General features: G+C 62.4%; 24 protein-coding genes. 8 read left to right on the forward strand and 16 right to left on the reverse strand.

Going from position 1 to position 26,651, the window contains the following annotated elements; all coding sequences use genetic code 11:
* The first annotated feature begins 1 nt into the window (after position 1).
* Positions 2-1,417 (forward strand): FAD-binding oxidoreductase, encoded by a 1,416-nt coding sequence (locus VGD45_RS15635; RefSeq protein WP_331156259.1) that lies wholly within the window; start codon positions 2-4, stop codon positions 1,415-1,417.
* Positions 1,418-1,449: 32 nt separating this feature from the next.
* Positions 1,450-2,541 carry a DUF3187 family protein gene (locus VGD45_RS15640; protein ID WP_331156260.1) on the forward strand — a complete coding sequence of 364 codons (1,092 nt, stop codon included), beginning with the start codon at positions 1,450-1,452 and terminating at the stop codon, positions 2,539-2,541.
* 4 nt (positions 2,542-2,545) lie between these two features.
* On the opposite strand, the gene VGD45_RS15645 is transcribed toward VGD45_RS15640, so the two are convergent.
* The 8 genes from VGD45_RS15645 to VGD45_RS15680 all read right to left on the reverse strand — a co-directional run bounded on the left by VGD45_RS15645 (position 2,546) and on the right by VGD45_RS15680 (position 11,519).
* Positions 2,546-4,564 (reverse strand): PhoX family phosphatase, encoded by a 2,019-nt coding sequence (locus VGD45_RS15645; protein WP_331156261.1) that lies wholly within the window; start codon positions 4,562-4,564, stop codon positions 2,546-2,548.
* 78 nt (positions 4,565-4,642) lie between these two features.
* Positions 4,643-6,007 (reverse strand): alpha/beta hydrolase family protein, encoded by a 1,365-nt coding sequence (locus VGD45_RS15650; protein ID WP_331156262.1) that lies wholly within the window; start codon positions 6,005-6,007, stop codon positions 4,643-4,645.
* A gap of 113 nt (positions 6,008-6,120) precedes the next feature.
* Complete coding sequence (locus tag VGD45_RS15655; protein WP_331156263.1) at positions 6,121-6,480, reverse strand: hypothetical protein; 360 nt, start codon at positions 6,478-6,480, stop codon at positions 6,121-6,123.
* A 592-nt stretch (positions 6,481-7,072) separates the two neighbouring features.
* Entirely contained in the window at positions 7,073-7,543 is a 471-nt protein-coding gene (locus VGD45_RS15660; protein ID WP_331156264.1) for an NUDIX domain-containing protein, read from the reverse strand.
* A 167-nt stretch (positions 7,544-7,710) separates the two neighbouring features.
* Positions 7,711-7,908, reverse strand: a complete 198-nt coding sequence (locus tag VGD45_RS15665; RefSeq protein WP_349263290.1) for a DUF2798 domain-containing protein — start codon at positions 7,906-7,908, stop codon at positions 7,711-7,713.
* Between the two features lie 306 nt (positions 7,909-8,214).
* Complete coding sequence (locus tag VGD45_RS15670) at positions 8,215-9,300, reverse strand: cysteine synthase A (RefSeq protein ID WP_331156266.1); 1,086 nt, start codon at positions 9,298-9,300, stop codon at positions 8,215-8,217.
* Positions 9,297-10,739: a siroheme synthase CysG gene (gene cysG, locus VGD45_RS15675; protein WP_331156267.1), complete on the reverse strand. Its 1,443-nt coding sequence runs from the start codon at positions 10,737-10,739 to the stop codon at positions 9,297-9,299. Before cysG ends, VGD45_RS15670 begins: the two co-directional genes overlap by 4 nt.
* Positions 10,740-10,775: 36 nt before the next feature.
* The gene (locus VGD45_RS15680; RefSeq protein WP_331156268.1) at positions 10,776-11,519 is read right to left on the reverse strand and encodes a phosphoadenylyl-sulfate reductase; all 744 of its coding nucleotides are present in this window, start codon (positions 11,517-11,519) and stop codon (positions 10,776-10,778) included.
* Between the two features lie 131 nt (positions 11,520-11,650).
* Here VGD45_RS15680 and cysB point away from each other — a divergent pair, with 131 nt between their 5' ends.
* Genes cysB through VGD45_RS15700 form a run of 4 tightly spaced genes read left to right on the forward strand, consistent with a single transcriptional unit; the run spans position 11,651 to position 15,304 of the window.
* Entirely contained in the window at positions 11,651-12,628 is a 978-nt protein-coding gene (cysB, locus tag VGD45_RS15685) for an HTH-type transcriptional regulator CysB (RefSeq protein ID WP_331156269.1), read from the forward strand.
* A gap of 34 nt (positions 12,629-12,662) precedes the next feature.
* The gene (locus VGD45_RS15690) at positions 12,663-14,459 is read left to right on the forward strand and encodes an ABC transporter transmembrane domain-containing protein (RefSeq protein WP_331156270.1); all 1,797 of its coding nucleotides are present in this window, start codon (positions 12,663-12,665) and stop codon (positions 14,457-14,459) included.
* 37 nt (positions 14,460-14,496) lie between these two features.
* On the forward strand, positions 14,497-14,724 hold the full coding sequence (locus tag VGD45_RS15695) for a hypothetical protein (protein ID WP_331156271.1): 228 nt from the start codon (positions 14,497-14,499) through the stop codon (positions 14,722-14,724).
* Positions 14,717-15,304 carry a nucleotidyl transferase AbiEii/AbiGii toxin family protein gene (locus tag VGD45_RS15700; protein ID WP_331156272.1) on the forward strand — a complete coding sequence of 196 codons (588 nt, stop codon included), beginning with the start codon at positions 14,717-14,719 and terminating at the stop codon, positions 15,302-15,304. The genes VGD45_RS15695 and VGD45_RS15700 overlap by 8 nt, the downstream gene beginning before the upstream one ends.
* 7 nt (positions 15,305-15,311) lie before the next feature.
* Here the strand turns inward: VGD45_RS15700 and VGD45_RS15705 are convergent, their stop codons facing one another.
* The 8 genes from VGD45_RS15705 to VGD45_RS15740 all read right to left on the reverse strand — a co-directional run bounded on the left by VGD45_RS15705 (position 15,312) and on the right by VGD45_RS15740 (position 23,578).
* Positions 15,312-16,082: an SDR family NAD(P)-dependent oxidoreductase gene (locus VGD45_RS15705; protein WP_331156273.1), complete on the reverse strand. Its 771-nt coding sequence runs from the start codon at positions 16,080-16,082 to the stop codon at positions 15,312-15,314.
* A gap of 52 nt (positions 16,083-16,134) precedes the next feature.
* Positions 16,135-16,869: a slipin family protein gene (locus tag VGD45_RS15710; RefSeq protein ID WP_331156274.1), complete on the reverse strand. Its 735-nt coding sequence runs from the start codon at positions 16,867-16,869 to the stop codon at positions 16,135-16,137.
* A gap of 25 nt (positions 16,870-16,894) precedes the next feature.
* Complete coding sequence (locus tag VGD45_RS15715) at positions 16,895-18,295, reverse strand: nodulation protein NfeD (protein WP_331156275.1); 1,401 nt, start codon at positions 18,293-18,295, stop codon at positions 16,895-16,897.
* Positions 18,296-18,422: 127 nt separating this feature from the next.
* Positions 18,423-19,301: a signal peptidase I gene (gene lepB, locus VGD45_RS15720; RefSeq protein WP_331156276.1), complete on the reverse strand. Its 879-nt coding sequence runs from the start codon at positions 19,299-19,301 to the stop codon at positions 18,423-18,425.
* A gap of 71 nt (positions 19,302-19,372) precedes the next feature.
* Positions 19,373-19,864 carry a DUF934 domain-containing protein gene (locus VGD45_RS15725; RefSeq protein ID WP_331156277.1) on the reverse strand — a complete coding sequence of 164 codons (492 nt, stop codon included), beginning with the start codon at positions 19,862-19,864 and terminating at the stop codon, positions 19,373-19,375.
* Complete coding sequence (locus tag VGD45_RS15730; RefSeq protein ID WP_331156278.1) at positions 19,839-21,497, reverse strand: nitrite/sulfite reductase; 1,659 nt, start codon at positions 21,495-21,497, stop codon at positions 19,839-19,841. The genes VGD45_RS15725 and VGD45_RS15730 overlap by 26 nt, the downstream gene beginning before the upstream one ends.
* Positions 21,498-21,635: 138 nt before the next feature.
* On the reverse strand, positions 21,636-22,511 hold the full coding sequence (locus VGD45_RS15735) for an acyl-CoA thioesterase II (RefSeq protein WP_331156279.1): 876 nt from the start codon (positions 22,509-22,511) through the stop codon (positions 21,636-21,638).
* Entirely contained in the window at positions 22,508-23,578 is a 1,071-nt protein-coding gene (locus VGD45_RS15740; protein WP_349263292.1) for an NAD(P)/FAD-dependent oxidoreductase, read from the reverse strand. Before VGD45_RS15740 ends, VGD45_RS15735 begins: the two co-directional genes overlap by 4 nt.
* A gap of 225 nt (positions 23,579-23,803) precedes the next feature.
* Between VGD45_RS15740 and VGD45_RS15745 the strand changes: the two genes are divergently transcribed.
* Together VGD45_RS15745 and VGD45_RS15750 are read left to right on the forward strand one after the other, a co-directional pair.
* Positions 23,804-24,286, forward strand: a complete 483-nt coding sequence (locus VGD45_RS15745) for a (2Fe-2S)-binding protein (protein ID WP_331156281.1) — start codon at positions 23,804-23,806, stop codon at positions 24,284-24,286.
* 29 nt (positions 24,287-24,315) lie between these two features.
* Complete coding sequence (locus VGD45_RS15750) at positions 24,316-26,574, forward strand: xanthine dehydrogenase family protein molybdopterin-binding subunit (protein ID WP_331156282.1); 2,259 nt, start codon at positions 24,316-24,318, stop codon at positions 26,572-26,574.
* Positions 26,575-26,651: the final 77 nt, after the last annotated feature.

A 26,651-nucleotide genomic window follows, 5' to 3' on the forward strand; every position in this document is an offset into this window, starting at 1 on the left:
CATGAGCCTCAACACCTCCCTGCTCGCCGATCTCCGCCGCGTCGTCGGACCCCAGGGTTATCTCGATCAGGCGGCGGACCTCGAGCCCTTTCTGGTCGACCATCGCAAACTGTATCGAGGCGCGACGCCGTTGGTGCTGCGACCGGACAGCACCGAGCAGGTCTCAGCCATCATGCGCATGTGTAACGAGGCCCGAGTCGGTGTCGTGCCTGTCGGCGGCAACACCGGCTACTGCGGTGGAGCGACGCCGAGCGAGGACGGTTCGCAGATCGTGCTCTCGCTCGGACGCATGCGACGCATCCGCTCGATCGATCCATTGAACTACACGATGATTGCCGAAGCGGGCTGCGTGCTTGCGGAAGTGCAGGCGGCGGCGGCCTCGGTGGATCGCTTGTTCCCAATGAGCCTGGGCTCGGAAGGCTCGTGTCAGCTCGGCGGCAATCTGTCCACCAATGCGGGCGGCACCGCTGTCCTCCGCTACGGGATGATGCGCGATCTCGTCCTGGGGCTCGAAGTCGTGCTACCGGATGGCCGCGTCCTGGACGGCCTCAAGCCTCTGCGCAAGGACAACACAGGTTATGACCTGCGCGATCTGTTCATGGGCGCGGAAGGCACGCTCGGTGTCATCACCGCGGCCGCCTGCAAATTGTTTTCGCGGCCGGCCTCGACGGTCACCGCCTTGGTCGGTCTCACCGAGCCTCGAAACGCGGTCGCATTGCTCTCCCGGCTGCGCACGTTCACCGGCCACGCGGTCTCTACGTTCGAGCTGATTCCCCGCATCGCTCTCGAACTGGTGCTCGAGCACGTTCCGAACACCGCCAACCCTCTCGACACCCTGCACGACTGGTACGTACTGCTAGAAATCGGCATGGGCAGGCACGACGAATCGCTTCGTGGCGCCATCGAAGCGGAGCTGGCGGCGGCCATGGAAGAAGGCCAGATCAGCGACGCGGCGCTGGCGGCCAGCGAAACGCAACGTGAGATGTTCTGGCGGCTGCGCGAGACCATTCCCGAAGCTCAGCGCCGCATCGGCGCCAGCATCAAGCACGATGTTTCGGTCACGACCAGCGAATTGCCGGAATTCATCGTCGAAGCGTCCCGGCTGGTGCGTGCGATTTCGCCGCAAGGTCGCATTGTTTCTTACGGCCACCTGGGCGACGGTAACCTGCATTTCAACATCAGCCGCCCCAGCGACGGCGACGATGAATCGTTTTTGCGGCTGGCGCCGAACATTAACCGCGCGGTGCACGATCTGATCGCCCGTTACGGCGGCAGCATCAGCGCCGAGCACGGCATCGGGCGACTGAAGCGCGAGGAGCTGGTTCGTTACAAACAACCGGTCGCGCTCGATGTCATGCGCGCCATCAAACAGGCGCTGGACCCGAACGGCATCATGAATCCGGGCAAGGTGCTGTAGGGAGTCTGATCACTAGTACCAGGGAGGTCACAATGACGGCACGGCGAAGTCTGTTCGCGCTGCTCGTCATTTGCGCCGCTGGTTCGGCCAGCGCGGCCGACCAGGCCGAATGGCACCATCCAGGCCTGCTCCGCGGGCGCGATCTCACACCGTTCGGATTGTTTCGCCTCGACATGCTGCCCGCGCATACCGTCGATGCGCGGCCTGGCAGCTGGGCTGTCGAGGTTCTGACTGCATATCAGAACACCTTCGTGATGAGCGACAACGTGCGCGACTATCTGGAAGCGCGCGATGTTGGCCGGCAACGGCTCAGCAGCGGCGACGCCAACGCGATCCTGAACATGCCAGGCGACGCCTATTACGTCGACGCCGAGATCGGCCTGATCGACGTGGTCTTCCACAAGCGCATGAGCACCTGGTGGACCACGTATCTGAGCATTCCATACATCGCCTATGGACGCGGCGTGCTCGACGGCACCATCGAATCCTTTCACGACGGAGTTGGATTCAGCCAGCAGGGCCGCGATCTGGTGGCGCGCAACCAGTTCCAGATGGTTTACAACATCCGTGGCGCCCGCCTTTCGCAATTGGCGCAGTCGCCTGGGGGCTTCGGCGATCCTGTATTCGGCGTCCGTTATTCCCTGCCCGAGCCGCGTTATGGATGGGATGTCGTGTTCGAGCTGGCGGCGAAGATCGCGGTGGACGGCGAACGTTTCCTGTTATCGACGGGTCGCGACGACTACGGCACGCAGCTCACGTTCCAGCGCACCTGGGGCCGGCATGCCGCATACATTGCTGGCAGCGCCGTGTATTACGCCGGCGGCCCGGAAACGCCCGCGGACGAGCATCAGATCATTCCAACGGGGCTGCTGGGCTACGGCTTCGGCATCACTCGCAACACCACGGCCATTCTGCAGGCGTATGCAAGCCGCAGCACCGTGCAGAACGCGGAGGATCTCGAAGAGCTCACCGAAAACAAATATCAGCTCAGCATCGGCCTGCAGCAGCGTGTCGGTCAGGTGCAGTGGAGCTTTGCGGTGACCGAGAACGTTTCAAACTTCAGCAACACGCCGGACATCGGCGGGCAGTTGACCGTGGCCTATCTGCCCGTGAGCCTCCGCTAACCGTTCAGCTGCCGACGACGCCTCCGTCCTCTTTCCGGATCGCAATCACACTTGGCCGCGGCTGGCTCGTGCCGCCGTCGGGCCAGTGGCTGCGCGGCGAGGCGGTGCTGCCGCCCGCGCCCGGATGCTGAATGCTGATGAACAATGTTTCATCGTCCGGCGAGAACTGGCAGCCGCAGACTTCGCAGCCCACGGGGCCGCTCATGAACTGCTGCAAGCGGCCGCGATTCGGGCCGACGGTGGGCGTTACCCAGCAGCCATCGTTGCCGCCGCCAGGCTGCGAACCATCCGTGACCATCCATAGATTGCCCGCCCTGTCGAAACCGACGTTGTCGGGCGAGCCGATGGGACTCAGCTCGGCGGCGTTGGCGTAACCGGCGTAATAAGCGCTGTCGCTCTTGACCTGGCTCAGATCGGTGATCAAACGGCCGCCGGAGGGATCGCCGGCGAGCAGGAACACTTCCCAGGAAAATTCCAGCGACGTGTGATCGTCGCCCGCTTCCGTGATCTCGATGATGTGGCCGAAGTTGTTTTGGCCGCGCGGATTCGCGGCATTGGGAGCGGAGTCGATCTCGCGTCCGCCATACGTGATGGTGCCCGCCTCGACGGTGCGATTCTCGTTACGCGTGCACGCGATGTAGATGCGACCGGTCGTGGGATTTGCTTCGACATCCTCGGGGCGATCCATCGGCGTCGCGCCCAGGAGGTATGCGGCCATTCGAGCCTTGATGAGCACGTCAGCCTGATTTCGGAACCCGGCGGCGGCATTCAGCGGGCCCTTCGGATCGAACACCAGCGGCAACCATTGTCCTTTGCCACTGGCGTCGAAGCGCGCCACGTGCAACGTCCCTTGATCGAGCAAGCTGCGATTCGCCGCTCGGTTCTTCGGGTCGAAGCGATTCGTGGAGATGAACTTATAGACGTACTCGAACTTGTCGTCGTCGCCCATGTACACGGCGACGCGACCGTTGCCCGCGATCACAGGGCTCGCACCTTCATGCGCAAAGCGTCCCAGCGCCGTGCGCTTGACGGGAGTGCTGGTCGGGTCGAGTGGATCGATTTCGACGATCCAGCCGAAGCGGAACGGCTCGGTCGGCGACGTCGGCAAGTCGAAGCGGCGGTCGGCGATGTCCCAGTTGTACAGCGATTGCGCCTTCCACATGCGCCAGCGACGATGCGCTTCGACAATGAACGGATCGACGTCCTTGCGCGCCTTGAGCTGATCGAGATTGGCGAAGTAGTCCTGGATGTTTTCTTCGGCGGTGAGATACGTGCCCCACGGCGTCTCGCCGCCCGCGCAGTTCGCGAACGTTCCGAAGGCGCGCTCACCATTGGGATCGTCCTTGGTTTTCATCAAAGCCGCGCCGCGCGCCGGACCGCCGATGTCGATGGGCGTGTCCGCAGTGATGCGACGATTGAAACGCGAGTCCTTTACGAAGCGCCAGCGACCGCGCTCGCGCTTGATCTCGACGACCGACACACCCTGCGCCGCTTTGGCAACGGGCACGACTTGCGGATGTTTCTGCACATAAGCGCGGGCTACAGCACCGCTGATGCCGCCGAAGCCCGGATGGCCTGGAAACATCAGCGAGTCCTCGGTGTACTCGTTGTTCACGCACAGCACACCGTGATCGCTGCGGCCGTTCAGGGGGAAGAAATGAATCGCATCGCAGTTCGTGCCGAACTGATTGCGTTGGTGCTCGGCGGCCGTGGGCTCCAGTAGCGCGCCGGCGTCGAGCTTGGTTGCGTCCAGATCCGGCACCTTCGACGTCAGACTCTCGCCCCATCGAATCAGCACGTCGTAGGTGTATCCCGGCGGCAGGACGACGGCATCGGCCTTGCTGCCTTTGATGGGCTTGAAACCCAACTGCGCGGTCTTCGAGGCCTGCGCCGGCGTCAACAACGCGGAGCCGACCATGGCCATCGGTGCGATGGCGGCGCCGGCTTGCAGCAGATGCCGGCGGGTCAGTCGCTGTGTGAGCAATTCCTCGAAAACTGGAGCGTCGGGGGCGCGGCGGGTCATGAGCAGTGGACGTCGTAGGCTGGGGCTGAAGACTCCCCAGCCTACCGCAAATCTACTGCTCTCCGTATTACAGTGCGGTTACTGCAGGCCGCTTTGTTTGCGGAACCAGTCGACCTGCTGTTGGAAGTAGCCGTCCTCGTACCCCAGGATCTCGCGCTCGCCGTCTTCCTTCTGCTCGAAGCGCAGGATGCCGTGCTCGGCCTCGGGGTAGACGAAGTACTGGATGGGCTTGCCGGCGGCCTGCAACTTGCGCAGTTCTTCGACGCTCCACTCCGTGGGAGCGCTCGAATCCTTACCGCCGAAAATCCAGAAGCTGGGAGTGTCGAGCTTGGCGAGCGTCTGCACGGGGTCGTACAGGCGATCGATGAAGGGCGGATCCATGCGGCCGTACTTCCACCACACGTAAGGACGCACGATCCACAGCGGTTTCTCGGTGCCGACGATCATTCCGAACATCGAATCGCTGTGTTTCGCGGTTTCGAACCAGGGCTTGTCGCGCGCAGCCTGGAGTGCGTCGGAGAAGTCGGACCAGCGATCCTGACCGCGATCGAAGATGTCGCCGATGATGGCGGAGATGCTATCCATCTCGGCAATCTCCTTGTCGCCGAAACCTTTCCGCTGGAGCGCGTAGACGTAACCCCAGCGATCCTCGCCCGTGACGGGCACCGCCACGCCGAATCCGACGAACACGCTGCAGATGTTGCCGTCCTTCAACGCGGCCAGCGGCGCGATCCAGCCACCCTGGCTGTAACCGCCAAGATGAATGTTGTCGCCCTCGATTTCCGATCGCTTACGGAGATATTGAACGGCCGCGATTGTGTCGTCGGAGAGGACGTCGAAGTTCGCGGTGTATTCGCCTTCCGATCCGCCGGTGCCGCGTTTGTCGTAAACGAATGCGGCGACTCCGTTGGCGGCGTGCATGTAAGGATCGGAATAGTGATCGACGGCGCTGTAATCTTCGGAGCCGTGCACGGGGATCATGACCGGAAACGGGCCGTCGCCTCGAGGAAGAATCAATTTCCCGCGCAACTTGAGCTCGCCGCTCTGAAACGTCACGATTTCTTCGCGCAGAGGTACGCGCGCCGCTTCGATGTTGGACCACTGGCCGTCCGAGATTCGCTCCCACCTCATTCCGGTGAGTTGACCCGCGGCGTTACGCTCGAATCGCACGCGGTTCGCGACTGGTTCACGGCCATCCCAACCTGCGCCGCCTTCGAACGTGTCGGCTTTGTCGGTTGGCCACAGCGCGCCGGTTTCGCCATTCATTTTCTTGAATCGCAGATCGACCACGTCTCGCGGCCCGACGACCACGAGCGTGCCGTCTTCGAATCTATAAGCGCCCGTATATCGGGTTTCGGTGGGTTGCTCGCGATTCTTCGCAAACAACGCCACTCCGGCCAGGAGCAAGACTCCGGCCAAGGTCCACATTATTTTTTTCCGCATGTGCGGCGCGTCTCCCTGAAACATCATGGCGGCCCGGCGTGGGCCTTCAGGGCGTTGGACGCAGCAGCCGCGCGGAAGGTTGCGACGCGGCTATTTACTCGAAATATTCGGTGTTACGAACCTTTGCGGCCCGTCACCATCATCCACTCCACCCCCGCCGGCGTCTGCCGCCCCGGCGGCGCATAACGAAACGTCTCCACCCACGCCGTCAACGCCTGCTGCATACACGCCGGCCCCGGCGGCGCCTGAATGTTCCCAGTGCGCCCGTCACTCAGCACCGTGAACTCCACAAAATAACTTCCCGTGACCTCACACGTCTCCGCCACCTTCAGCGGCTTCGCCTCCAGCAACTGCAACTCCGGCGCCGGCGGCGCCACCGTCGACACCGTCTGGCACCCGCTCAACGCAACCGCGCCGGCGAATAAGAGCACGAAGGTCGAACGTCGGCGAATGTGGTACATCGACATGTTCATCTGTGGCTCTCGCAAGCTAGTCATCGATCCCTTACTGTGCGCTTCCGCTGCGAGGGTTTATACCAGCTCTTTGTTTCAAACGGCACAAGCCCCCCTCCTTTCACGGGAAAGGAAGTCGCGCGCCGAATGACGGCGTCCGGCGAGCCATAGGGCGTCTCGCGCCCTTCGGACTTGGGGGATTTCTGTTGTTTCAATCGCTTAGTGCCCGCTTGCGCAGCGGACCTCCGGCGTTTGGGTGAGCTTGCCGAATTCCGCGCGGCTTTGACTGCCGAAACCGTCAGATTCCGAGGCACCTGATATTCGATCCCCTTGCCATCTTTTATTTCACGGATTGCCTGAATGAGTTCAAGACCGATGTCCCGCTTTGCATCTCTGGATTGAAGAACTTTCTCGCGCCTCGACATGCCTCTTATCCTCTGCGACCGAGAAATGACGCACGCGATATATCTGCCTCTGGCGCCCATCGCAATGGCTGGACACTCACGTGCTTCGCGCGCACGGCCGCGCAAAGTGCGCGGAGCCCGCGCCACTGAGCTGGTGATTTAGCAGCGCAAGAAATCGCGCTGAACAATCGACTCAGCGATATCTGCTGTTACGCGAGCTGAAATTCCGGGCGCGGGGATGGCGATTCCGTGATATAGGCGCGGGTCCAGTGCAGACCTTCGAGGAGGCCGCGGTAGGAGAGGAGTTGCTGGCATTCGTCAGCGGTGCACCAGCGGGATTCGGAATGTTCCCAATCGAGAGTGATGCGGTCGGTGTGTTCGACTTCGGCGGCAAAGACTGGGATGAGCATCATGCTGTCGAAGCGGCGGTTGTAGATCGGATACACGTGCTCCACCGCCCAAATGGATTTCGCGACTAGCCCCAACTCGCTCAGACAGCGGTGGCCGGCAGCCACGACGGATTCATCTTTTTCAATCAGCGTGGCAGGGATCTGCCAGAAGCGGCCGCCATTGAAGAAACGATCGGCCTTCTCTTGTGACGTGTGCAGAAGCAGATAACGCACGCCATCGGGGCCGCGGCTGAATGCCCAGAGATCCATCGGATCGGTGCGAAGCTCCATGGCTATCTGTCCGTGCTGGTGCGAAAGGTGAAATGCGTTACGGCCGCAGGTTCGCCGCCATGCTGGCCATGATGCCTCCACGTCGGTTTCACCGCCACTGTCCCTTACAGCCGCTGGTTACTCGTAGCGAGTCGGAGCCCGGAAGGAGCTCCGACTCGATTATTTCCTCACGAAGAACGGACCAACGCGGCTGTGGCTCGCCGCACGACGGGCAGTACCAGCAGCAGCGTTGGAAACGCGACGAGCCACGAAATCAGCCAGGCGCTTGGCCAGATGCGCAGGAAGTTCGGCGTGAACCCGACGCCGCGCAAGGTGCTGATTGCGGAAACGATGCAGGTCATCAGGATGGACAGCAGCAAGGGCATTACCAGCGAGCCATAACGCGCCGGCAACTTGGGCAGTCCGAACAGGGAAGTTTCTCTAGCGTTCACAAAGATCTCTCGAAGAAATCCGGTCAAGCAAAGGCGCCGCGCCTCGCGTGGAGGCTCCGCCCCGGCGAGCCGGAGGGTTGGCGCGTTGTTTGACGTGAGACGCTTACGACAGCTCGCGACCGAGCTGCGGGCGCGATACTACTCAGCGACGCTGAACCACACAAGCCGAGCGCATCACAAACGACAGCGGGGCTGCGCTCAACACGCAGCCCCGCATGTAAGTCATGCAGCGAGGTGCGATCAGGCGCTCAGTCGTTGCTGAAATCCACCAAGAGTGGTGACGCCCTTCGCAACTTCCGCGACCGGCACCGGCTGACCGTTCTGCGACAAGCCAGCAGCGTCGAGCAGACCCTTTTCCGCCAGCCACTTCTTGTTGAACAAGCGCGACTGATACTTTGCGCCGTTATCGCAAAGAATGGTGACGATGGTGTGACCGGGACCGAGTTGCTTGGCGATCTGCACGGCCGCGGCGACGTTCACGCCGCTGGTGCTGCCGAGGAACAAGCCTTCATCGCGCAACAGCTGATAAACGGTGCGCACACATTCGATGTCCGTCACATGCAGCGCATCGTCGATGGGCGAGCCTTCGAGGTTCGCGGTGACGCGGCCGATGCCGATGCCTTCGGTGATCGAGCCTGGGCCGGTGGCCTTCAGCTCGCCATTGCGAATCCAGTGATACAAAGAGCTGCCCTGAGGATCGGCCAAAGTGACGCGCACCTTCGGATTCTGTTTCTTCAGGAAGCGAGAGATGCCGCCCAGCGTGCCGCCCGTGCCGGTGGCGCAAACGAATGCGTCGATCTTGCCGTCGGTCTGCACCCAGATCTCGGGGCCCGTGGTCTGCTCATGAGCATCGCGATTGGCCGTGTTGTCGAACTGGTTGCCCCACACCGCGCCCGGAATCTCGCCAGCCAGGCGGCCCGCGATCTTCTGGTAATGGTTCGGATCGCTGTACGGCACTGTCTTCACGCGCAGCACTTCGGCGCCGAGCGTTTCAATCATCTGATACTTCTCGTTGGACTGGTTGTCCGGCATCACGATGACGCAGCGATAGCCGCGAGCGTTGCAGACGTGCGCGAACCCAATGCCGGTATTGCCCGCCGTGCCTTCCACCAGCGTCCCGCCCGGCTTCAATTTGCCGCTACGCTCGGCCGCTTCGATGATGGCGCGCGCGGCGCGATCTTTCACCGAGCCGCCCGGGTTCATGAACTCGGCCTTGCCCAGGATTTCGCACCCAGTGAGCTCGCTGAAACGATTCAGGCGGATCAGTGGCGTGTTGCCGATGGCATCGGCGAAGCCACGACGGATAATTTCATTCGAGCTGCTCATGCGGACAGCCTTCCTTCATCTGTAGGCGCGCCTTCGACGGCGCGCGCGTTGAACCAGTGCAGTGCCTCGTGCAGGCGGGTGACTTCGCCCACGATCAGCAACGCCGGCGATTCCACTTGGGCATCGGCGGCTTTACGAACCAGATCTTCCAGCGTGGCGGTGACCACACGCTGCGACGGACGCGTTCCGTGCTCGACCAATGCAGCAGCACGCGTTGCCGGCGCGCCGTGTTCACGCAAGCGAGCGACGATGGCCCCAAGCTGATTCAGCCCCATATAAAACACCACCGTATGACCAGGACGCGACAGCGCGGCCCAATCGACATTGTCGGACTCACCCTTGCAATGTCCGGTAACAAACGTGAGCGCCTGCGCGTGATCGCGATGAGTGAGTGGGATGCCCGCGTACGCGGCACAGCCGGCCGCGGCAGTCACGCCCGGCACCACCTCGAAACGGATGCCTTCGGCGGCCAGCGCTTCCAACTCTTCGCCGCCACGGCCGAAGATGAAAGGATCGCCGCCCTTCAAGCGACAAACGCGCTTGCCCGCCTTCGCCAGCTTCACCAACAGCGCGTTGGTGTCTTCCTGCGAGACGTGGTGATTGCCAGCGGCCTTACCGACGTAAATTCGCTCGGCGTCACGACGCGCCAGATCGAGCACTTCGTCGGAAACCAACCGGTCGTACAAAATCACATCGGCGTTCTGCAAAGCCCGCAGCGCGCGCAACGTCAGCAACCCCGGATCGCCCGGACCTGCGCCGACCAACGCGACCTCGCCCGCGAACTTCGATTGCTTGGCAAAGCGAGTGAGCGAGTTGCCGATGCGATCGAGAATGCCCTGCCCCGCCGCGTCCTCGCGACCCGACAACACATCGGCGGCAATAGCGCCATCGAAGAAGTTTTCCCAGAAGCGGCGCCGCGTGCCGGCGTGCTCCAGCTTCGCCTTCACCGTCGGACGCAATTTGCCGGCGAGCTTCGCGAGATCGCCCAGTCGCTGCGGCAGGAACGATTCGAGCTTCTCGCGCAGTCGACGCGTCAACACGGGCGCATCGCCGCTGCTGCCGACGGCAACGACCACAGGAGAGCGATCCACGATGGCAGGCATGATGAACCGCGACAGCTCGCGATCGTCGACCACGTTCACGGGAATGTTCCGCCGCTCGGCCTGATGAGCGACCCAGGCATTGACCGAGGGCTTATCGGTCGCCGCGATGGCGAGCCGCTTGCCGTCCAACAACTCGGGCTCGAATTCGCCAGGGATGTATGTGATGACGCCAGCCGCGGCCTTGTCCGCGAGCGAGTCGATCAACTCGGGAGAGACGACGGTGACCTTCGCCTGCGTGCGCAGGAGCAGATCGATCTTGCGCGCGGCCACTTCCCCGCCGCCGACGACCAGCACCGGTTCGTTCGCGAGCCGCAGAAAGATCGGAAAGTAATCCATGGTGTGCGTCGTCCTGCGACGCGCCGGCGTCGCGGGTTACTGGCCGGCCGCGCGACGCGGCTCGACCTTCAGCGGAATGACCCGACGGCGCGGCTGCAGGCCGCACTCGCGAGACTCCGGGTTCTCCCACCACCAGCGACCCGAACGCGGATCCGCGCCGGGCTCCACTGCCCGAGTGCAAGGCGCACAGCCGATGCTGGGGAAGCCTTTGTCATGCAGCGCGTTGTAAGGCAGGTTGCGAGCCTTGATATACGCCCACACGTCGGTTTCGGTCCAGTCCAGCATGGGGCTGATTTTCCAGAGACCGTAGCGATCGTCCCAGGCCACCGGCTCGCCCTGGGCGCGCTCGGCCGACTGCTCGCGGCGGACGCCGGTCACCCAGGCCTTGCGGCCGGCGATGGCGCGCTTGAAGGGTTCGATCTTGCGGATGCCGCAGCAGGACTGGCGCTCGTCCACGCCGAGGTAGAATCCGTTGATACCATTGTCACGCACGTACTGCTCGATGGCCGCGGCTTGTGGCGCGAACACCTGAATGCGGCGCTGATAGCGGCGCTCCAGGCGGTCCAGCAGCGCCAGAGTCTCGTCGTGCAAGCGGCCGGTATCGAGCGTGAACATGTCGATTTCCGGCGTATAGGTGCTGATGATGTCGGTCAGCACCATCGCCTCGGCGCCCAGGCTGTTGGAGTAGACCACGTCCTGGTGCTCGCGAACGGCCTGCTCCAGCAGGGCGCGAGTGCCCTCCACGAGGGCTTGCAGACGGGGCGACAGTGCATCGGTCATGGTCAATCTGGTCCTTATTCCGTGGGCAGCACTGTAGCTAACCGGCTTATAACCAGGGAAAGGCTGGTTTGTTCTGTCATGATGCGGGCCGGTTATGACTTCGGATTGCCTCCGTCGCTATAGTTAAGTGCATGAAACTACAACAATTACGATACCTCGCCGCCATCGTCGAGAACGACTTGAACATCACCGCGGCGGCGGAGCGCCTGCATACCTCCCAGCCGGGCGTCAGCAAACAGCTGAAACAGCTCGAGGACGAGCTGGGCTTTCCCATCTTCCTGCGCCAGGGTCGGACCCTGACGCGCGTCACCCCGGCCGGCAAACGAGTCATCGACCGGGCGCAGAAAATCCTGAAGGAGGTTCAGAGCATCAAGCGCCTGGCGGACGAGCAGAAGGGCGATGGGCGCGGCTCGCTGGCCATCGGCACGACGCACACCCAGGCCCGCTATGTCCTGCCACAGGTCATCCGTCGGTTCCGCGAGCGCTATCCCGACGTCGAGTTGCACTTACATCAGGGCACGTCCGAGCAGATCGCCGACATGGCCGCGCGGGATCGCATCGACTTCGCCATCAACACCGGGTCGCAGGAGCTGTTTACCAACCTGGTGCTGCTGCCCTGCTATCGCTGGCACCGGCGCATCGTCGTGCCGCAGGGTCATCCGCTGGCCAACGAGGGTAAGGTGACCATCGAGACTCTCGGTAAGTACCCGATCGTCACGTACGTGTTCGGGTTTTCTGGTCCCTCGTCGCTCCAGCAGATCTTCGCGCGTCATGGCATCACACCTCATGTCGCGTTGACGGCGCGGGATGCGGACGTGATCAAGACTTACGTGCGGCTGGGCATGGGCGTCGGCATCGTCGCTAGCATGGCGGTGGATCCGCGTGAGGATTCGGATCTGGTGTCCATCGACGCGTCGCATCTGTTCCCGGCGCATTCCACCTGGGCGGGATTCCATCAGGGCGCCCTGCTCCGCAGTTATATGTATGACTTCCTGCAACTGCTGGCGCCGCACCTGACGCGCCGTCTCGTCGATCGCGCAGGCAATGCGGCCACGCCGACGGATGTGGAGGCGTTGTTCGCCGATGTCGAATTGCCGGTGTATCGCTAGGTACGGATCGCCCAGCGTTTTTAGATAAGGACCCATGTCAGCTAATCCGGAAAGACCCAAAGGCCGCTCGCTGAAACCTCTGCGCGAGCTGTGGCCTTATCTACGCAAGTATCGCGGCATCCTCACATTGGCCATGGTCGCCCTGCTGTTGGCGTCCGCGGCGGCGCTGGCGGTGCCGATGGCGTTTCGCGATCTCATCGATCGCGGCATGGCGGCGCAGGACGCCGCCACGCTCAATACTTATTTCGTCGCATTCCTGGCCGCGGCGGCGGTCTTCGGCGTGTTCGCGGCGTTGCGCTTTTACTTTGTCACCTGGCTGGGCGAGCGAGTCGTCGCCGATCTGCGTGCCGATGTCTATGCGCGCGTGGTTCGGATGGATCCAACGTTCTTCGAAGTCACGCGTACCGGCGAAGTGCTGTCCCGACTCACGACGGACACGACGGTGGTGCAAGGTATCGCCGGCGTGAATCTCTCCATGACGTTGCGCTCGATCGTGCAAATGGTCGGCGCGCTGGTATTGATGATCGCCACCAGCCCGTCGCTGGCCGGCATGATCGTCTTGCTCATTCCGCTGGTCATCGGGCCAATCATCTTCGTCGGGCGCAAGCTGCGCACCTTGTCGCGCGAGTCGCAGGACAAAGTGGCGGACACGAGCGGTCTCGCGGGCGAGACGTTGAACGCCATTCAGACGGTGCAGGCGTTCACGCTCGAGGAGTTGCACACGAAGCGCTATGGAACGGCCGTGGAAGAGTCGTTCCGCGTGTCTATCAAACGATCCAAAGTCCGCGCGGCGATGACGGCGATCGGCACGATGATGATTTTCGGCGCGATCACGTTCGTACTGTGGCAAGGCGCGCATCGCGTGCTCGATCAGGAGATGACGGGCGGCGAGCTCAGCCAGTTCTTGATCTATGCGGTACTGGTGGCTTTGAGCGCGGCGACGTTGAGCGAGATGTGGGGCGAGGTGCAGCGCGCGGCCGGTGCGATGGAGCGTCTGATCGAACTGAAGGTCGCGACGCCGAACATCGTCGCGCCGCCTAAACCGCAGGCGTTTCCGTCGCCGCCGTCGGGGCGCATCACGTTCGAGCACATCTCGTTTCGGTATCCGTCGCGACCGGAAACACTGGCGCTCGATGACTTGTCGCTGGCGATCGAACCGGGTGAGACCGTCGCTTTCGTCGGCCCTTCCGGCGCCGGCAAGAGCACGACGTTTCAGTTGCTGCTACGTTTCTACGATCCCGCGTCCGGACGCATCACCATCGACGGCGTCGATATCGCCAAGGCCCGGCCGGAAGATGTGCGCGCACGCATCGGTTTGGTCCCGCAGGAAACGGTGCTGTTCGGCACGAGCGCGCGAGAAAACATTCGCTACGGCCGCCCCAACGCTTCCGACGCCGATATCGAGGCCGCCGCTCGCGCTGCCGGCGCGGACGAATTCCTTCGCGAACTGCCACAAGGGTATGACACCTTCCTCGGCGAAAAAGGCACCCGCCTCTCTGGCGGCCAACGCCAACGCATCGCCATCGCCCGCGCCCTGCTGAAAGATCCGCCGATCCTGCTTCTCGACGAAGCCACCAGTTCCCTCGACGCAGAAAGCGAACGCTACGTCCAGGAAGCGCTCGAAGGCCTGATGCAAGACCGCACCACCTTGGTCATCGCCCACCGCCTCGCCACCATCCTCAAAGCCGACCGCATCGTCGTCCTCGACCACGGGCGCATCGTCGACATCGGCACCCACTCGCAACTGCTGGAATCCAACGAGCTCTACGCTCGCCTCGCCGCCCTGCAGTTCGCCGATCTCTCCGGCAGCGCGCCAGCCACGGCCGCTTAACGCGCTTTTGACCAGCCCCAGGCGTATTATCGTACGCATGGCCACCCTTGATCCCAAAGACGCCCGTAACTACCTTGCTCGCTGGGAATTGGTTCACAAGGTAGAAGTCGCGCAACTGCGCGAGACATCCATGGAAACGAAGGCGCGGCAGCTTGCCGTCCTTATGGCTTCGCGCGAACTGTTTGCAAAAGATCAGAAGCGCGATCAAGAAATTGCCGATGTCAGAGCGCGCTGGGCCAAGATCCGGAGCGCGCTGAGTGGCTGAACCACTGCCCACGAACCTGCTGAAGCCGCTGCGGGATCTCGGCCGGTGGCTGGATGCAATCAAAGCCGAAGCCGTCGTGGTGGGTGGGGTCGCGGTCTCTATCCTCGGTCGCCCCCGTTTCACTCAGGACATCGATGCGTTAGCCATTATTTCGGAATCTGAATGGAGCGCCGCCGTGGACGAGGCAGCAAACTACGGCATCGTTCCGCGGATAAATGGCGCGGTTGAGTTTGCGCGACAGTCGCGAGTTCTGCTGCTCAAGCACCAGGAATCCTCGATCGAAATCGACGTTATTCTGGGCGGCCTGCCGTTTGAAGAAGACGCGGTAATCAATGCGCAACGCTATGCCATCGGTGGCGTGAGCGTACGGCTGCCCAAGGTCGAGGACTTGATGATCATGAAGGCTGTGGCGCACCGACCTAGAGATCTCCAGGATATCGAGGGCTTGCTGGAGTCGCATCCAAACCTGGATCTGCGCAGCGTGCGTCAGTGGGTTCGGGAGTTCGCCTCGGTCACCGCGATGTCCGATGTTATCGAGGATTTCGATAAGTTGCTCTCTCGCCTGAATCGGACTCCCTAGCGCTCCTTCAGCGAGCGGTGCCGAGGCGGTTGCCGCCGTCGACGAGGATGAGCTCGCCGGTGACGGTGGGGCCGCCGGTGAGGAGCCAGACGGCGACGTCGGCGATGTCTTCGGGAGTGCTGGTTTTTTGCAGGGCGGAGTTGCTGGCGAAGCGAGTGCGGGCCTGTTCATATTTTGGGCCGATGGCTTCCTGCAGCCAGCGAGTCTCGACGAAGCCGGGGCACACGGCGTTGACGCGGATATGTGGGCCGAGGGCGCGGGCCAGGCCCATGGTCATGGTGTTGAGTGCACCTTTGGAGGCGGCGTAGGCGATGGAGGTGCCGATGCTGTCGATGCCGGCGCGGGAAGAAACATTGACGATGGAGCCTCGGCCCTGCTGGCGCATGGCCGGCTCGACGGCGCGGATCATCTGAAAGGCGCCAACCACATTCACCGAATAAATCTTGTGGAAATCCTCCGCCGAGAGCGCATTCAGATCGGCGTGGTTGAACGCCACTTTGGTCGTACCGGCATTGTTGATCAGGCCGTCGATGCGCCCCCACTTCTGCAGCGTGGCATCCGCCATTCGTCGGCAGTCCGCATCTTGTGATACATCGGCGCGCACGAGCAGCGTCTCGCTACCGTGTTTCTCACATTCGCGCGCCGTCTGCTGAGCTTCGGCCTCGCTCTTGGTGTAATTGATGACGGTGCGCCAGCCGCGCCGAGCGAGCTCGACCGCGCACGCAGCGCCGATGCCGGTCGCCGAACCGGTGATGATGCAGACATTGCCAGTGCTCAAGATCCACCCCTCGATCCAACACTCATTCGGCGTGAGTGTGCACCGACCACGCTCAGCGATCCAGCAGCGGCTTGATCAAATCGAGCGGCAACGGAAAGACCACCGTGGAAGTCCGCTCGCTGGAAATGTCACTCAACGTCTGCAGATATCTCAACTGCATCGCGCGAGGCTCGACGCTGAGCGCCTGCGCGGCCTCTACCAGCATGGCTGCTGCCTGTTTCTCACCTTCTGCGTGAATGATCTTCGCGCGTCGTGTCCGTTCCGCTTCGGCTTGCTTGGCCATGGCGCGAATCATGCTTTCATTGAGATCGACGTGCTTGATCTCCACGTTCGCCACCTTGATGCCCCACGCATCCGTGGCGTGATCCAGAACCTGCTGAATATCGAGATTGAGCTTCTCGCGCTGGCTCAGCATTTCATCCAATTCGTGCTGACCGAGCACCGAGCGCAACGTCGTCTGCGCCAGCTGACTGGTGGCCTCCAGGGGCTGGGCCACCTGGATCACCGCGCGCGCCGGCTCCACGATGCGGAAATAAACCACCGCGTTGACCTTCACCGAAACGTTGTCACGCGAGATCACATCCTGCGTGGGCACGTCGAGCACGACGGTCCGCAAATCCATCTTCACCATTCTTTGCACGAACGGAATCACAAAGATGATCCCGGGCCCGCGCGTCCCCGTGTAGCGTCCCAGCGTGAAAATCACGCCGCGCTCATATTCGTTCAAAATGCGAATCGCGCTGAAGAGCAGAAACAACAGGATGGCGGCAGGTACGATCAGGTACATAGCTCGATCCTCGGTTGCTGAAGAATCAGTCCTCGCCCGGCGCGACTTCCAGCGTCAGGCCATCGACGCGCAATACCTTCAGACGCGCCCCCTTGCGCACCGGCGTTCTCGTCAAAGCGCTCCAGATCTCGCCGTGAATAGTGACGCGTCCGACGCTGTCGAAATCTTCCAGCGCGACGGCGGGCTCCTGGAGCAGTTGCTCGACGCCAGTCGCAACACGCGTACGACGAGATCGCATGAACATGCTGCCCATCAACAACATCACGACGGCAGCCGCCAGCGCCACGCCGCCAATGAGGCCGCGCGCGATCTGGAAACCCGGCACTCCCCCGTCGAACAGCATGATGGATCCGATCGTGAACGCGACGACGCCACCGACGCCAAGCGCGCCAAAGCTCGGCGCGAAGGCTTCCCCCACAATCAACGCGATGCCCAAAATCATGAGCGCGAGCCCCGCGTAGTTGACCGAGAGAATCTGAAATGCGTACAGCGCCAACAGCAGGCACACGGCGCCGAACACTCCGGGTGCGAAGCTGCCCGGGTTATAACCTTCCAACAGCAATCCATACACGCCAGCAAGCATCAACAGATACGCGACATTTGGATTCGTGAGGATGCTCAGCAGTTTGGTGCGCCAGTCGGCGGTGAACTCCTCGGTTACCAGCCCCTGCGTCGCGAGCGGGACGACGCCAAAACGCGTCTTCACTTTCCGGCCATCGAGCTGACGTAACAAATCCTGCAGATCGGTCGCGACCACATCGATGACCTTCTGTTCCAGCGCAGCTCGCGCCGTGAGACTCACTGCCTGTCGTACCGCCGCCTCGGCCCAATCTGCATTTCGATCACGCAACTCCGCCAGCCCACGAATGAAAGCAACGGCATCGTTCACTGCCTTACGCTCCATGGCAGTGCCCGGCTCGGGTGGCTTCTGCGGCTCTTCGTTTTTGTCCTCGCGCTTATCGTCGCGTTTGGGCTCGGCGGGTTGCGGCCCGCCGATCTGAACCGGCGTGGCGGCGCCCAGACTCGTCGCCGGAGCCATGGCTGCGACGTGGCTCGCGTAGAGCATGTAAGTTCCCGCGCTCGCCGCTCGCGCGCCCGAAGGTGAAACGTAAATCGCCACCGGTACCGGACTGGCCAGAATGGCCTGAATCATCTCGCGCATGGCCGTGTCGAGGCCGCCCGGCGTGTCCAGCTCCAAGACGACGAGCTGCACATTGCGCTCTTGCGCGCGCTCCAGGGCTCGCAGAAAGAAACCGCTGGTGGCCGGCCCGATCGCGTCGCGTATTTCCAAATGCAGCAGCACACGCTGCCGCGTCTCCGGCGGAGTCTGCAGCGCCAGGCCTGCCCAGGCCGCCAAGAGCAACGGCAGCAATAGCGTTGCACCGACGAACTTCTTTGATCGGCGGAGGGATTTCGTGTGGATCACAACGACCTCCTCGGCGCCCGGCGGTCGGTGCCAGCTTCAAGGAGTCCGCGTCGGCGCCCAGGAATGGAATCCGCGGCGCCCCCGCTTGTTCCCTATAACGCGCAGGTGCTCGCCGACAAAGCGGCGCTCAGAGCGACGTCACCGCCGGAAGGATCAGGACGACGCGACCGACCAGGGTGTCGCGGGACACCGTGCCGAAGTAACGGCTGTCACGAGAGTTCTCGCGATTGTCGCCCAACATGAAATAGTGGCCTTCGGGAACCACCACATCGCATCCGATTGCGGGTCGCGCCGGCAAGTGGGTAACGGTGTAAGACGCGCCGTCGATACTCTCCCTGACGTAGTGATATAGATCGCCCGTGCGTTCGGTCTGCGCCGCGATCGGCGTGCCATCGATGACGATCTGTTGCTCCAGGCACTCCACATGCTCGCCGGGCAGGCCAATCACCCGCTTGACGTAGACCGTCTCCGGATTGTCGGGGAGCCTGAATAGCAACAACTCGCCTCGCGATACGTCGGCGGTGGCGGGGACGCGCCGAATCTGCCACCCGAGCGAGCCGTAATCGCCATATCCGAGCTTTTTGACGAACACGAGCGAACCCTCGGGAAGCGTTGGATGCATCGCATGGGAGGGAATCCGGAACGGCTCGAACAGGAAAGAGCGGAACACCACCAGCAAGCCATAGAAGACGAGCAGGACGCCGATGAGGCCGTACCAGCGTGAGTACCAGTGTCGCGTACCGATCGGCGGGCTCGCGCCTGCGAGCCGAAAGACATGAATGACGCCGATGATGCCCACCATCCAGCCAACCATGACCAACGCCGACGCCGAGAATCCCAGGCCGAGCTTTACCGCCAGAGCCACCGTCAGGATCAGTAACGTCAGCGTCGCCAGCAGATAGCCGACGGCGAGCCGTGGCCGCTGGATATAAAGGAATCCTAACGGAGAAATGAAAAGGTTGAGCAGGACCGCCAGCCAGCGTTTGGGCCGCCATTCCATGAGCATTCAGCCTCGTGCTGACGCACTTATGTGCGCGCGGTCACTTGCGACTGCGCGCGTGGAAGTTCTTATTTAGTTTAGCCGACCGCGCGACGTTGGATATGAACGCCGCCGAGATCCGCGGCGCCCTGATAGGCCACCGAGAAATCGTCGAACGCCGTCAGCGCGACCTCCAGGTCCGCAGCTTCCGGCAGCTCGAAAGTATCGAAGCCACAACGCGCCATGTAGAACAACTGATCGCGCTGGATGTTGCCCACGGCGCGCAGCTCGCCCGTGAACTTGTAACGACTGCGAAGCAACGCAGCCTGGCTGTAGCCGCGACCTTCGGCGATGCCGCCGAACTCGATGGCGATCAAGCCAATGCGCGTGAAATCGTTCTTCAGCTCCGCGACCGGGTCGGTCGGCCCAAGACGCACGCCGAGCCGGCCATCCCATAGCCACCACTGTTCGCGCTCCGCCTTCCAGCGGGCGAACGGCAGGATCAGCGCGCGCTCGCGGCCGACCGGATCCTCGTCGGCGTAACGCCACTCATCGACGATGACTTCACGCTGCTTGATGAGACGGCGCATAAACCCTGGCCTTGAACGGAGCGATGCCGATGCGGCGGACGGTGTCGAGGAACCGTTCCTCTTCCTGCCGCTGCTCGACGTAAACATCGAGAATTCGTTCGATCGTCAGAGCCACGTCGTCGTGCGCGACGGACGGACCGATCACCTTGCCCAGCGATGCGTCCTGACCGCCGGTCGAACCGCCGAGCGTGATCTGATACCACTCCTCGCCGTCCTTATCGACGCCGAGCACGCCGATGTGACCGACCGAGTGATGGCCGCAGCCATTCATGCAACCGGACATCTTCAGCTGGATCTCGCCCAGGTCGTAGAGGTAATCGAGACTGTCGAAACGTTCGTTGATCTGCTTGGCCAGCGGAATCGAGCGGGCATTGGCCAGCGCGCAGAAATCGCCGCCCGGGCAGCAGATCATGTCGGTGAGCGTGCCGATGTTCGGCGTCGCCAGATCGATGAGCTTGAGCTCCTGCCACAGCGCGAACAGATCGCTCTGCTTCACGTGCGCGAACACCAAATTCTGATCGTGCGTCGAGCGGATCTCGCCGAGCGAGAACTGCTCCGCGAGATCGGCGACGCGATCCATCTCGTCGGCAGTGATGTCTCCGGGCGGACGGGTCGGCGACTTCAGCGACAGGAACACGGCCCGATAACCCGACGCCTTGTGCTTGCGGGTGTTGTACTGGTACCAGCGGCGGAATTCCTCCGGCTTGCCGGTGACCACGTCCTGGTCTTGCAGCGATTCGTAGTTCTTCGGCGCGAAGAACGCCTTGATACGCTCGAAGTCGGCGGCGTCGAACACCGGCGCGGTGTCTTTCGCAGCCACGAATTCCTCTTCGACCAGCTCGCGGAACTTCTCCGGGCCGATCGCCTTGACCAGGATCTTGATACGCGCCTTGTGAATGTTGTCGCGACGGCCTTCGAGGTTGTACACACGCAGGATGGCTTCCAGATACGCGAGCAGATCCTTCTTCGGCAGGAACTCGCGGATCACGTGGCCGATCATGGGCGCACGGCCCAAGCCACCACCGACCAGCACTTCGAAGCCGACTTCGCCCTGCTCGTTCTTCACCAGATGCAGACCGACGTCATGCACGCGAGAAGCGGCACGGTCCTGCGGCGAACCCGTGACAGCAATCTTGAACTTGCGCGGCAGATACGAGAATTCGGGATGCAGCGTCGCCCACTGGCGAACGTATTCGCACCACGGACGCGGATCTTCCAGCTCATCGCTCGCGACGCCCGCGAGGTGATCCGCCGTCACATTGCGAATGCAGTTGCCGCTGGTCTGAATGCCGTGCAACTGGACCGTCGCGAGCAGCGCGAGGATGTCCGGCACCGTCTCGAGCTTCGGCCAGTTGAACTGCATGTTCTGGCGCGTGGAGAAATGGCCATAGCCTTTGTCGTACTCACGCGCGATACGCGCGAGCATGCGAACCTGCGCGGGTCGCAACAGGCCGTACGGAATCGAAATGCGCAACATGGGCGCATGCTTCTGGATGTACAGCCCATTGCGCAGTCGCAAGGACTTGAAGTCGTCCGCGGACAAGGTGCCCGCAAGGAACCGCTGCGTCTGGTCCCGATACTGGGCGACGCGCTGGTCCACGAGCGATTGATCGATCTGGTCGTACTGATACATGGTGGGCGACTGTAAGCCTGCTCCGCGAAAGCAGAAATTCGACTTGGATATGAACAGATGACGGTTAGAAAGGGGTCACAAGGATCAACGACTTAGGTCGATTCCCGACCCTCGGTGGCGTTCAGAAACGGGGCCCGTTCACCGACCCTTGTCCGTTCCTCCGACGCGCCGGACCAACCCTTCCTGGGCGGTCGAGGCCACCAGCCGGCCGTCCCGGCTGAACAGACTGCCCCGAGCGAAGCCTCGGGCGCCCGAAGCCGTGGGGCTATCGGTCACGTAAAGCAGCCACTCGTCCGGCCGCGCCGGCCGGTGAAACCACATTGCGTGATCGATGCTGGCCATTTGCAACTGCTCGCGCTCATTGGTCATGCGCGCGTCCATGCTCGCCGCGCCCAGCAGGAAGTAATCCGAGGTGTAGGCCAGCAGGCAGTGATGCAGGATGGGATCGTCGGGCACGCGATCCTTCAGCCTCAGCCAGATCTTGATTCGCGGCTCACGCGGGATGTCGGCGAGTGGATCCGGCAACTCGGCGGGCCGGAAATCGAACGGATGCTCGTGGATGCGAAATGGCCGCGGACGATCCGGCGCCTTGCGCTTCAGCTCTTCGACGGCCGTCATCAAATCCGGCAGCGATTCGGGATCCGGCGCTTCGGGCATGTCACCTTGCCGGTCGATGGCGGGTTCGCCCACTTGAAACGACGCCGACATGTGAAAGATCTGCTCGCCATGTTGAATGGCGACCACGCGGCGGGACGAAAAACTCTTGCCGTCGCGACTGCGGTCCACCTCATAGACGATGGGATGATCGGGATCGCCTGCGCGCAAGAAATAAGCGTGCAGCGAATGCACCTGGCGATCTTCGATGGTGGCGTACGCCGCGGCCAGCGCCTGTCCGAGCACTTGCCCGCCGAACACACGATGACCGCCGGGGTCGCGACTCTCGCCACGAAACAAATCGACTTCCAACCGCTCCAGCTTCAACACCTGGAGCAGATCGGCGAGCAACGGGTTCACTGGTGTTGATCCCCCGCGACGCCCAGCCGTTTCTGCATGATGGGGCTGGTGGTCGTGTATTGCAGCGGGATCTTCTTTGCCGGATTGAGATGCGCGGCCACCGCGAACGCCGCCAGCGCCGCTTCGTGAAAGCCCGACAGGATCAGTTTTTTCTTGCCCGGATAGGTGTTGATGTCACCCACCGCGAAAATGCCGGGCACGCTGGTCTGGAATTTTTCGGTGTCGACCTGGATGGCGCGCTTGTCGAGCGCCAGGCCCCACTCGGCGATGGGCCCAAGCTTGGGATGCAGGCCGAAGAACACCAGCGCGCGATCGGCGTGCAGATCTTCGACCTCACCATCGTTGCGCTTCACACGCACGCCTTTGAACTCGCCACCTTCAGTGATGAGCGACTGCGCGATCGCTTCCACGTAACGCATGCTTCCGGACGCAACGAGGTCCCGCATCTTTGCGACCGACGCGGGGGCTGCGCGGAATTCCGGACGACGATGCACCAACGTCAGGCTGCGCGCCTTGCCCGCCAATTCCAATGTCCAGTCGAGCGCCGAATCGCCGCCACCGAAGATCAGCAAGTGCTTGCCGGTGAACTCCGAGGAGTTCTTCACCTTGTAATGAACGCTCTTGCCTTCGAAGGCTTCGACGCCTTCGCAACCGAGCCGGCGCGGCTGGAACGAGCCGAGACCGCCGGCGATGATCACGGTCTTGGCATGAAAGCGAGTGTCGAGCGACGTTCTGATCAGGAATGTGTGGTCCGGCAGCACTTTCAACTCCGTCACTTCCTGCCCGAGATGAAACTGCGCGTTGAACGGCTTCGCCTGTTGCAACAGACGGTCGACCAATTCCTGCGCGCCACACACTGGCAGGGCGGGAATGTCGTAAATCGGTTTCTCAGGGTACAGCTCGCTGCATTGGCCGCCGGGATGCTGGAGCGAGTCGATGATGTGGGCGCGAATGCCCAGCAGGCCCAGCTCGAAAATCTGGAACAGACCGCAAGGGCCCGCGCCGACGATGACGGCGTCCGCCTGGATCGCACCGCTGACATCGGCGGCTGTCGCGTTATCACTCACATTGGTGCTCAAAACTGCTCTCCCTCGAGTGTGTCGGCGATGACGGCGGTCGATTCTACACGGGCCGCCGATTCCACACTGCGGCTAGCTGACAGGAATGTCAGCTTGACTACCCATCGGCTGCGATCAGTCGCCATCGAAGCGCGGCCGGCTGCATTGTCCATCACGGGAGGCCGTGAAAGAATCGGGCGCTTCGTCCCAGCTTTGCGAGCCAGGAAGATTCTCATGCGCCTGACCATCAACGGCAAAGAACATGTTGTAAACGATGTCGCCGAGGACACGCCCTTGTTGTGGGTCCTGCGCGATCATGTCGGTCTCGTCGGCGCCAAATACGGCTGCGGCGTCGCTCAGTGCGGAGCCTGCACCGTGCATCTCAATGGCGCGCCGGTGCGCTCCTGCTCAATTCCTGTCACCGCCGCGGTGGGCCAGCAGGTGACGACCGTCGAAGGTCTTGCCGGCAAGGACGGCAAGTTGAATGCGGTCCAGGCTGCGTGGATCGAGCACGATGTCGCTCAGTGCGGCTACTGCCAGGCGGGCCAGATCATGCAGGCGACTGCGCTTCTGAAGAGCAATCCCAAACCCACCGATGCCGACATCGACGCCGCGATGGCGGGCAACCTGTGCCGCTGCGGCACCTACACGCGCATTCGCAAAGCCATTCACGCCGCGGCAGCCAAACTGAGCGGTGAGATGGTGAGCCAGAACTGATCGTCTGCGGAATAGAAGAGGATTTAGAGATGACCGCAATCGAATCTTCGATTCTGTCCGCCGATGCGTATGTGCAGGACCTGCTTCGCGCCGCCGAGGCGCAGTCCGCGATCGGCACGTTCAGTCGTCGTACGTTCCTGAAAGTCACCGGCCTCGTTGGCAGTGGCCTGGTGCTCGCGTTTTACGTCGGCGAGGAAGGTGTCGCTCTGGCCAATGCCAAAGCGAAAGACTTCGCGCCGAATGCCTTCTTGCGCGTGTCGCCGGACGGCACCATCACGCTGTTTTCCAAAGCGCCGGAAATCGGCCAGGGCATCATGACCGCGTTCCCGATGATCATCGCCGAAGAGCTCGATGCCGATTGGGCGCACGTGAAGGTCGAGCAAGCCGCGATCAATCCCGCGGTGTATGGCCGTCAAAGCGCGGGCGGCTCTCGTTCCATTCCTGTGTCGTGGGATCAACTGCGGCGCGCAGGCGCGGTTGGCCGTGCGATGTTGGTCAGCGCGGCGGCCAAGCAATGGAATGTGAGCGAAGCCGAATGCACGACCGAGAACAGCACCGTTTATCACAAAGGCAGCAAACGCAAGGCGACTTATGCCTCGCTTGCCACGGCAGCCGCTTCGTTGCCAGTGCCTGATGAGAAGAGCCTCAAGCTCAAGACTCGCGCGGAGTACAAGCTGCTAGGCAAGCGCATCGGCGGCGTCGACAATCACGCCATCGTCACTGGCAAACCGCTGTTCGGCATCGATCAGGTTTTGCCCGGGATGCAGTACGCCGTATTCGTGAAGTGTCCCGCGGTCGGCGGCAAAGTCGCCGAAGCCAATCTCGATGAGATTCGTAAGCTGCCGGGCGTGACGCAGGCGTTCGTCCTCGAAGGCACCGGCAAACCCACTGAGGTGATGCCGGGCGTGGCCATTCTCGCCAAGTCCACGTGGGCCGCGTTCAGCGCTCGCCAGAAGTTGCAAGTGAAGTGGGACGAGTCTGCCGCTTCCAAGGACAGTTGGACCGCGTATGTCGAGCAGGCCAAGAAGCTGGCGTCGCAGTCGGGCCCGGATTCGATTCGTAACACCGGCGATGTCGATAAGGTGTTCGCCGAGTCCAAGCCCGTGGAAGCGTTCTACACCTATCCGTTCATCGCGCACGCGCCGCTCGAGCCGCAGAACACGACGGCCTCTTTCAAAGACGGCGCGATCGAAATCTGGTCACCGACCCAGACGCCGGAAGCCGGCGTGAAACTGGTCGCGGACGTGCTGGGCATCGCTCCCGAAAAAGTCACATTGCATCAGACGCGCGTCGGCGGCGGATTCGGCCGTCGCTTGATGAACGATTACATGTGCGAAGCCGCTGCCATCGCCAAGCAGGCGGGCGTGCCGGTGAAGCTGCAGTGGACGCGCGAAGACGACATGCATCATGACTTCTATCGCGTCGGCGGTTTCCACTCCTTCAAGGGCGGCCTCGACAAGACCGGCAAGCTGATCGCGTGGCAGGATCATTTCATCACTTTCACGCAGGATGGCCAGCGCCCGACCAGCGGCGGCGATCTGAGCGCAGACGAATTCCCTGCTCAGCTGCTGCCTAACGCGCGCCTGACTCAGACCAAGCTCCCTCTGAAGATCCCCACCGGCCCTTGGCGCGCGCCGCGCTCCTGCTCGATCGCGTTCGCCACTCAATCGTTCCTTCACGAGTGCGCCGTCGCGGCCAAGCGCGATCACCTGGACTTCCTGCTCGAAGTCATGGGCGAGCCGCGCTGGCTACAACAAGGCAACGAGTTCGCGCTGAACACCGGCCGCGCCGCCGCTGTCATCAAGCTCGCCGCCGAGAAAGCCGGCTGGGGCAAGCAGCTTCCGAAAGGCCGCGGCATGGGCCTCGCCTTCCACTTCAGCCACGCAGGTCACTTCGCCGAAGTCGCCGAAGTCTCAGTCGATGAGAATCGCAAGCTGACAGTGCATCGCGTGGTGGTCGCAGGTGACATCGGCCCCATCATCAACATGAGCGGCGCCGAGAACCAAACCGAAGGCGCCGTGGTCGACGGCTTCAGCGCCGCCATGGGCCAGCAGATCGATTTCGAAAACGGCCGCATCGTCCAAAACAACTTCGACGCCTATCCCATCCTGCGCATCGCCAACGCGCCGAAGGTGGAAGCACACTTCATCCAAAGCGACTTCACTCCGACGGGTGTCGGCGAACCTGCGTTGCCGCCGGTCGCGCCGGCCATCGCTAACGCGATTTTCGCGGCGACGGGGCATCGGGTGAGGTCGATGCCGTTTACTAGCGAGGGGTATACGATCTAGCTTCCGCTGCGTACCCGTTAGCCAGTCCCTCTCCTCATGCGAATGAGGAGAGGACCTATCTTGAGCGCGGTGCGGGT

The organism is Steroidobacter sp., assembly GCF_036402275.1.
In the GTDB taxonomy this organism is placed as follows: Bacteria; Pseudomonadota; Gammaproteobacteria; order Steroidobacterales; family Steroidobacteraceae; genus Steroidobacter.

What these genes read in the sequence shown, in the direction of transcription:
- VGD45_RS15635 (WP_331156259.1), top strand. Translation starts at nt 2, where the DNA reads ATGAGCCTCAACACCTCCCTGCTCGCCGATCTCCGCCGCGTCGTCGGA.
- VGD45_RS15660 (WP_331156264.1), bottom strand. Translation starts at nt 7,543, where the DNA reads ATGGAGCTTCGCACCGATCCGATGGATCTCTGGGCATTCAGCCGCGGC.
- VGD45_RS15745 (WP_331156281.1), top strand. Translation starts at nt 23,804, where the DNA reads ATGCGCCTGACCATCAACGGCAAAGAACATGTTGTAAACGATGTCGCC.
- VGD45_RS15680 (WP_331156268.1), bottom strand. Translation starts at nt 11,519, where the DNA reads ATGACCGATGCACTGTCGCCCCGTCTGCAAGCCCTCGTGGAGGGCACT.
- VGD45_RS15645 (WP_331156261.1), bottom strand. Translation starts at nt 4,564, where the DNA reads ATGACCCGCCGCGCCCCCGACGCTCCAGTTTTCGAGGAATTGCTCACA.
- VGD45_RS15730 (WP_331156278.1), bottom strand. Translation starts at nt 21,497, where the DNA reads ATGTATCAGTACGACCAGATCGATCAATCGCTCGTGGACCAGCGCGTC.
- VGD45_RS15655 (WP_331156263.1), bottom strand. Translation starts at nt 6,480, where the DNA reads ATGAACATGTCGATGTACCACATTCGCCGACGTTCGACCTTCGTGCTC.
- cysG (WP_331156267.1), bottom strand. Translation starts at nt 10,739, where the DNA reads ATGGATTACTTTCCGATCTTTCTGCGGCTCGCGAACGAACCGGTGCTG.
- VGD45_RS15695 (WP_331156271.1), top strand. Translation starts at nt 14,497, where the DNA reads ATGGCCACCCTTGATCCCAAAGACGCCCGTAACTACCTTGCTCGCTGG.
- VGD45_RS15665 (WP_349263290.1), bottom strand. Translation starts at nt 7,908, where the DNA reads ATGCCCTTGCTGCTGTCCATCCTGATGACCTGCATCGTTTCCGCAATC.
- VGD45_RS15750 (WP_331156282.1), top strand. Translation starts at nt 24,316, where the DNA reads ATGACCGCAATCGAATCTTCGATTCTGTCCGCCGATGCGTATGTGCAG.
- VGD45_RS15725 (WP_331156277.1), bottom strand. Translation starts at nt 19,864, where the DNA reads ATGCGCCGTCTCATCAAGCAGCGTGAAGTCATCGTCGATGAGTGGCGT.
- VGD45_RS15650 (WP_331156262.1), bottom strand. Translation starts at nt 6,007, where the DNA reads ATGCGGAAAAAAATAATGTGGACCTTGGCCGGAGTCTTGCTCCTGGCC.
- VGD45_RS15690 (WP_331156270.1), top strand. Translation starts at nt 12,663, where the DNA reads ATGTCAGCTAATCCGGAAAGACCCAAAGGCCGCTCGCTGAAACCTCTG.
- VGD45_RS15640 (WP_331156260.1), top strand. Translation starts at nt 1,450, where the DNA reads ATGACGGCACGGCGAAGTCTGTTCGCGCTGCTCGTCATTTGCGCCGCT.
- VGD45_RS15710 (WP_331156274.1), bottom strand. Translation starts at nt 16,869, where the DNA reads ATGTACCTGATCGTACCTGCCGCCATCCTGTTGTTTCTGCTCTTCAGC.
- lepB (WP_331156276.1), bottom strand. Translation starts at nt 19,301, where the DNA reads ATGCTCATGGAATGGCGGCCCAAACGCTGGCTGGCGGTCCTGCTCAAC.
- cysB (WP_331156269.1), top strand. Translation starts at nt 11,651, where the DNA reads ATGAAACTACAACAATTACGATACCTCGCCGCCATCGTCGAGAACGAC.
- VGD45_RS15670 (WP_331156266.1), bottom strand. Translation starts at nt 9,300, where the DNA reads ATGAGCAGCTCGAATGAAATTATCCGTCGTGGCTTCGCCGATGCCATC.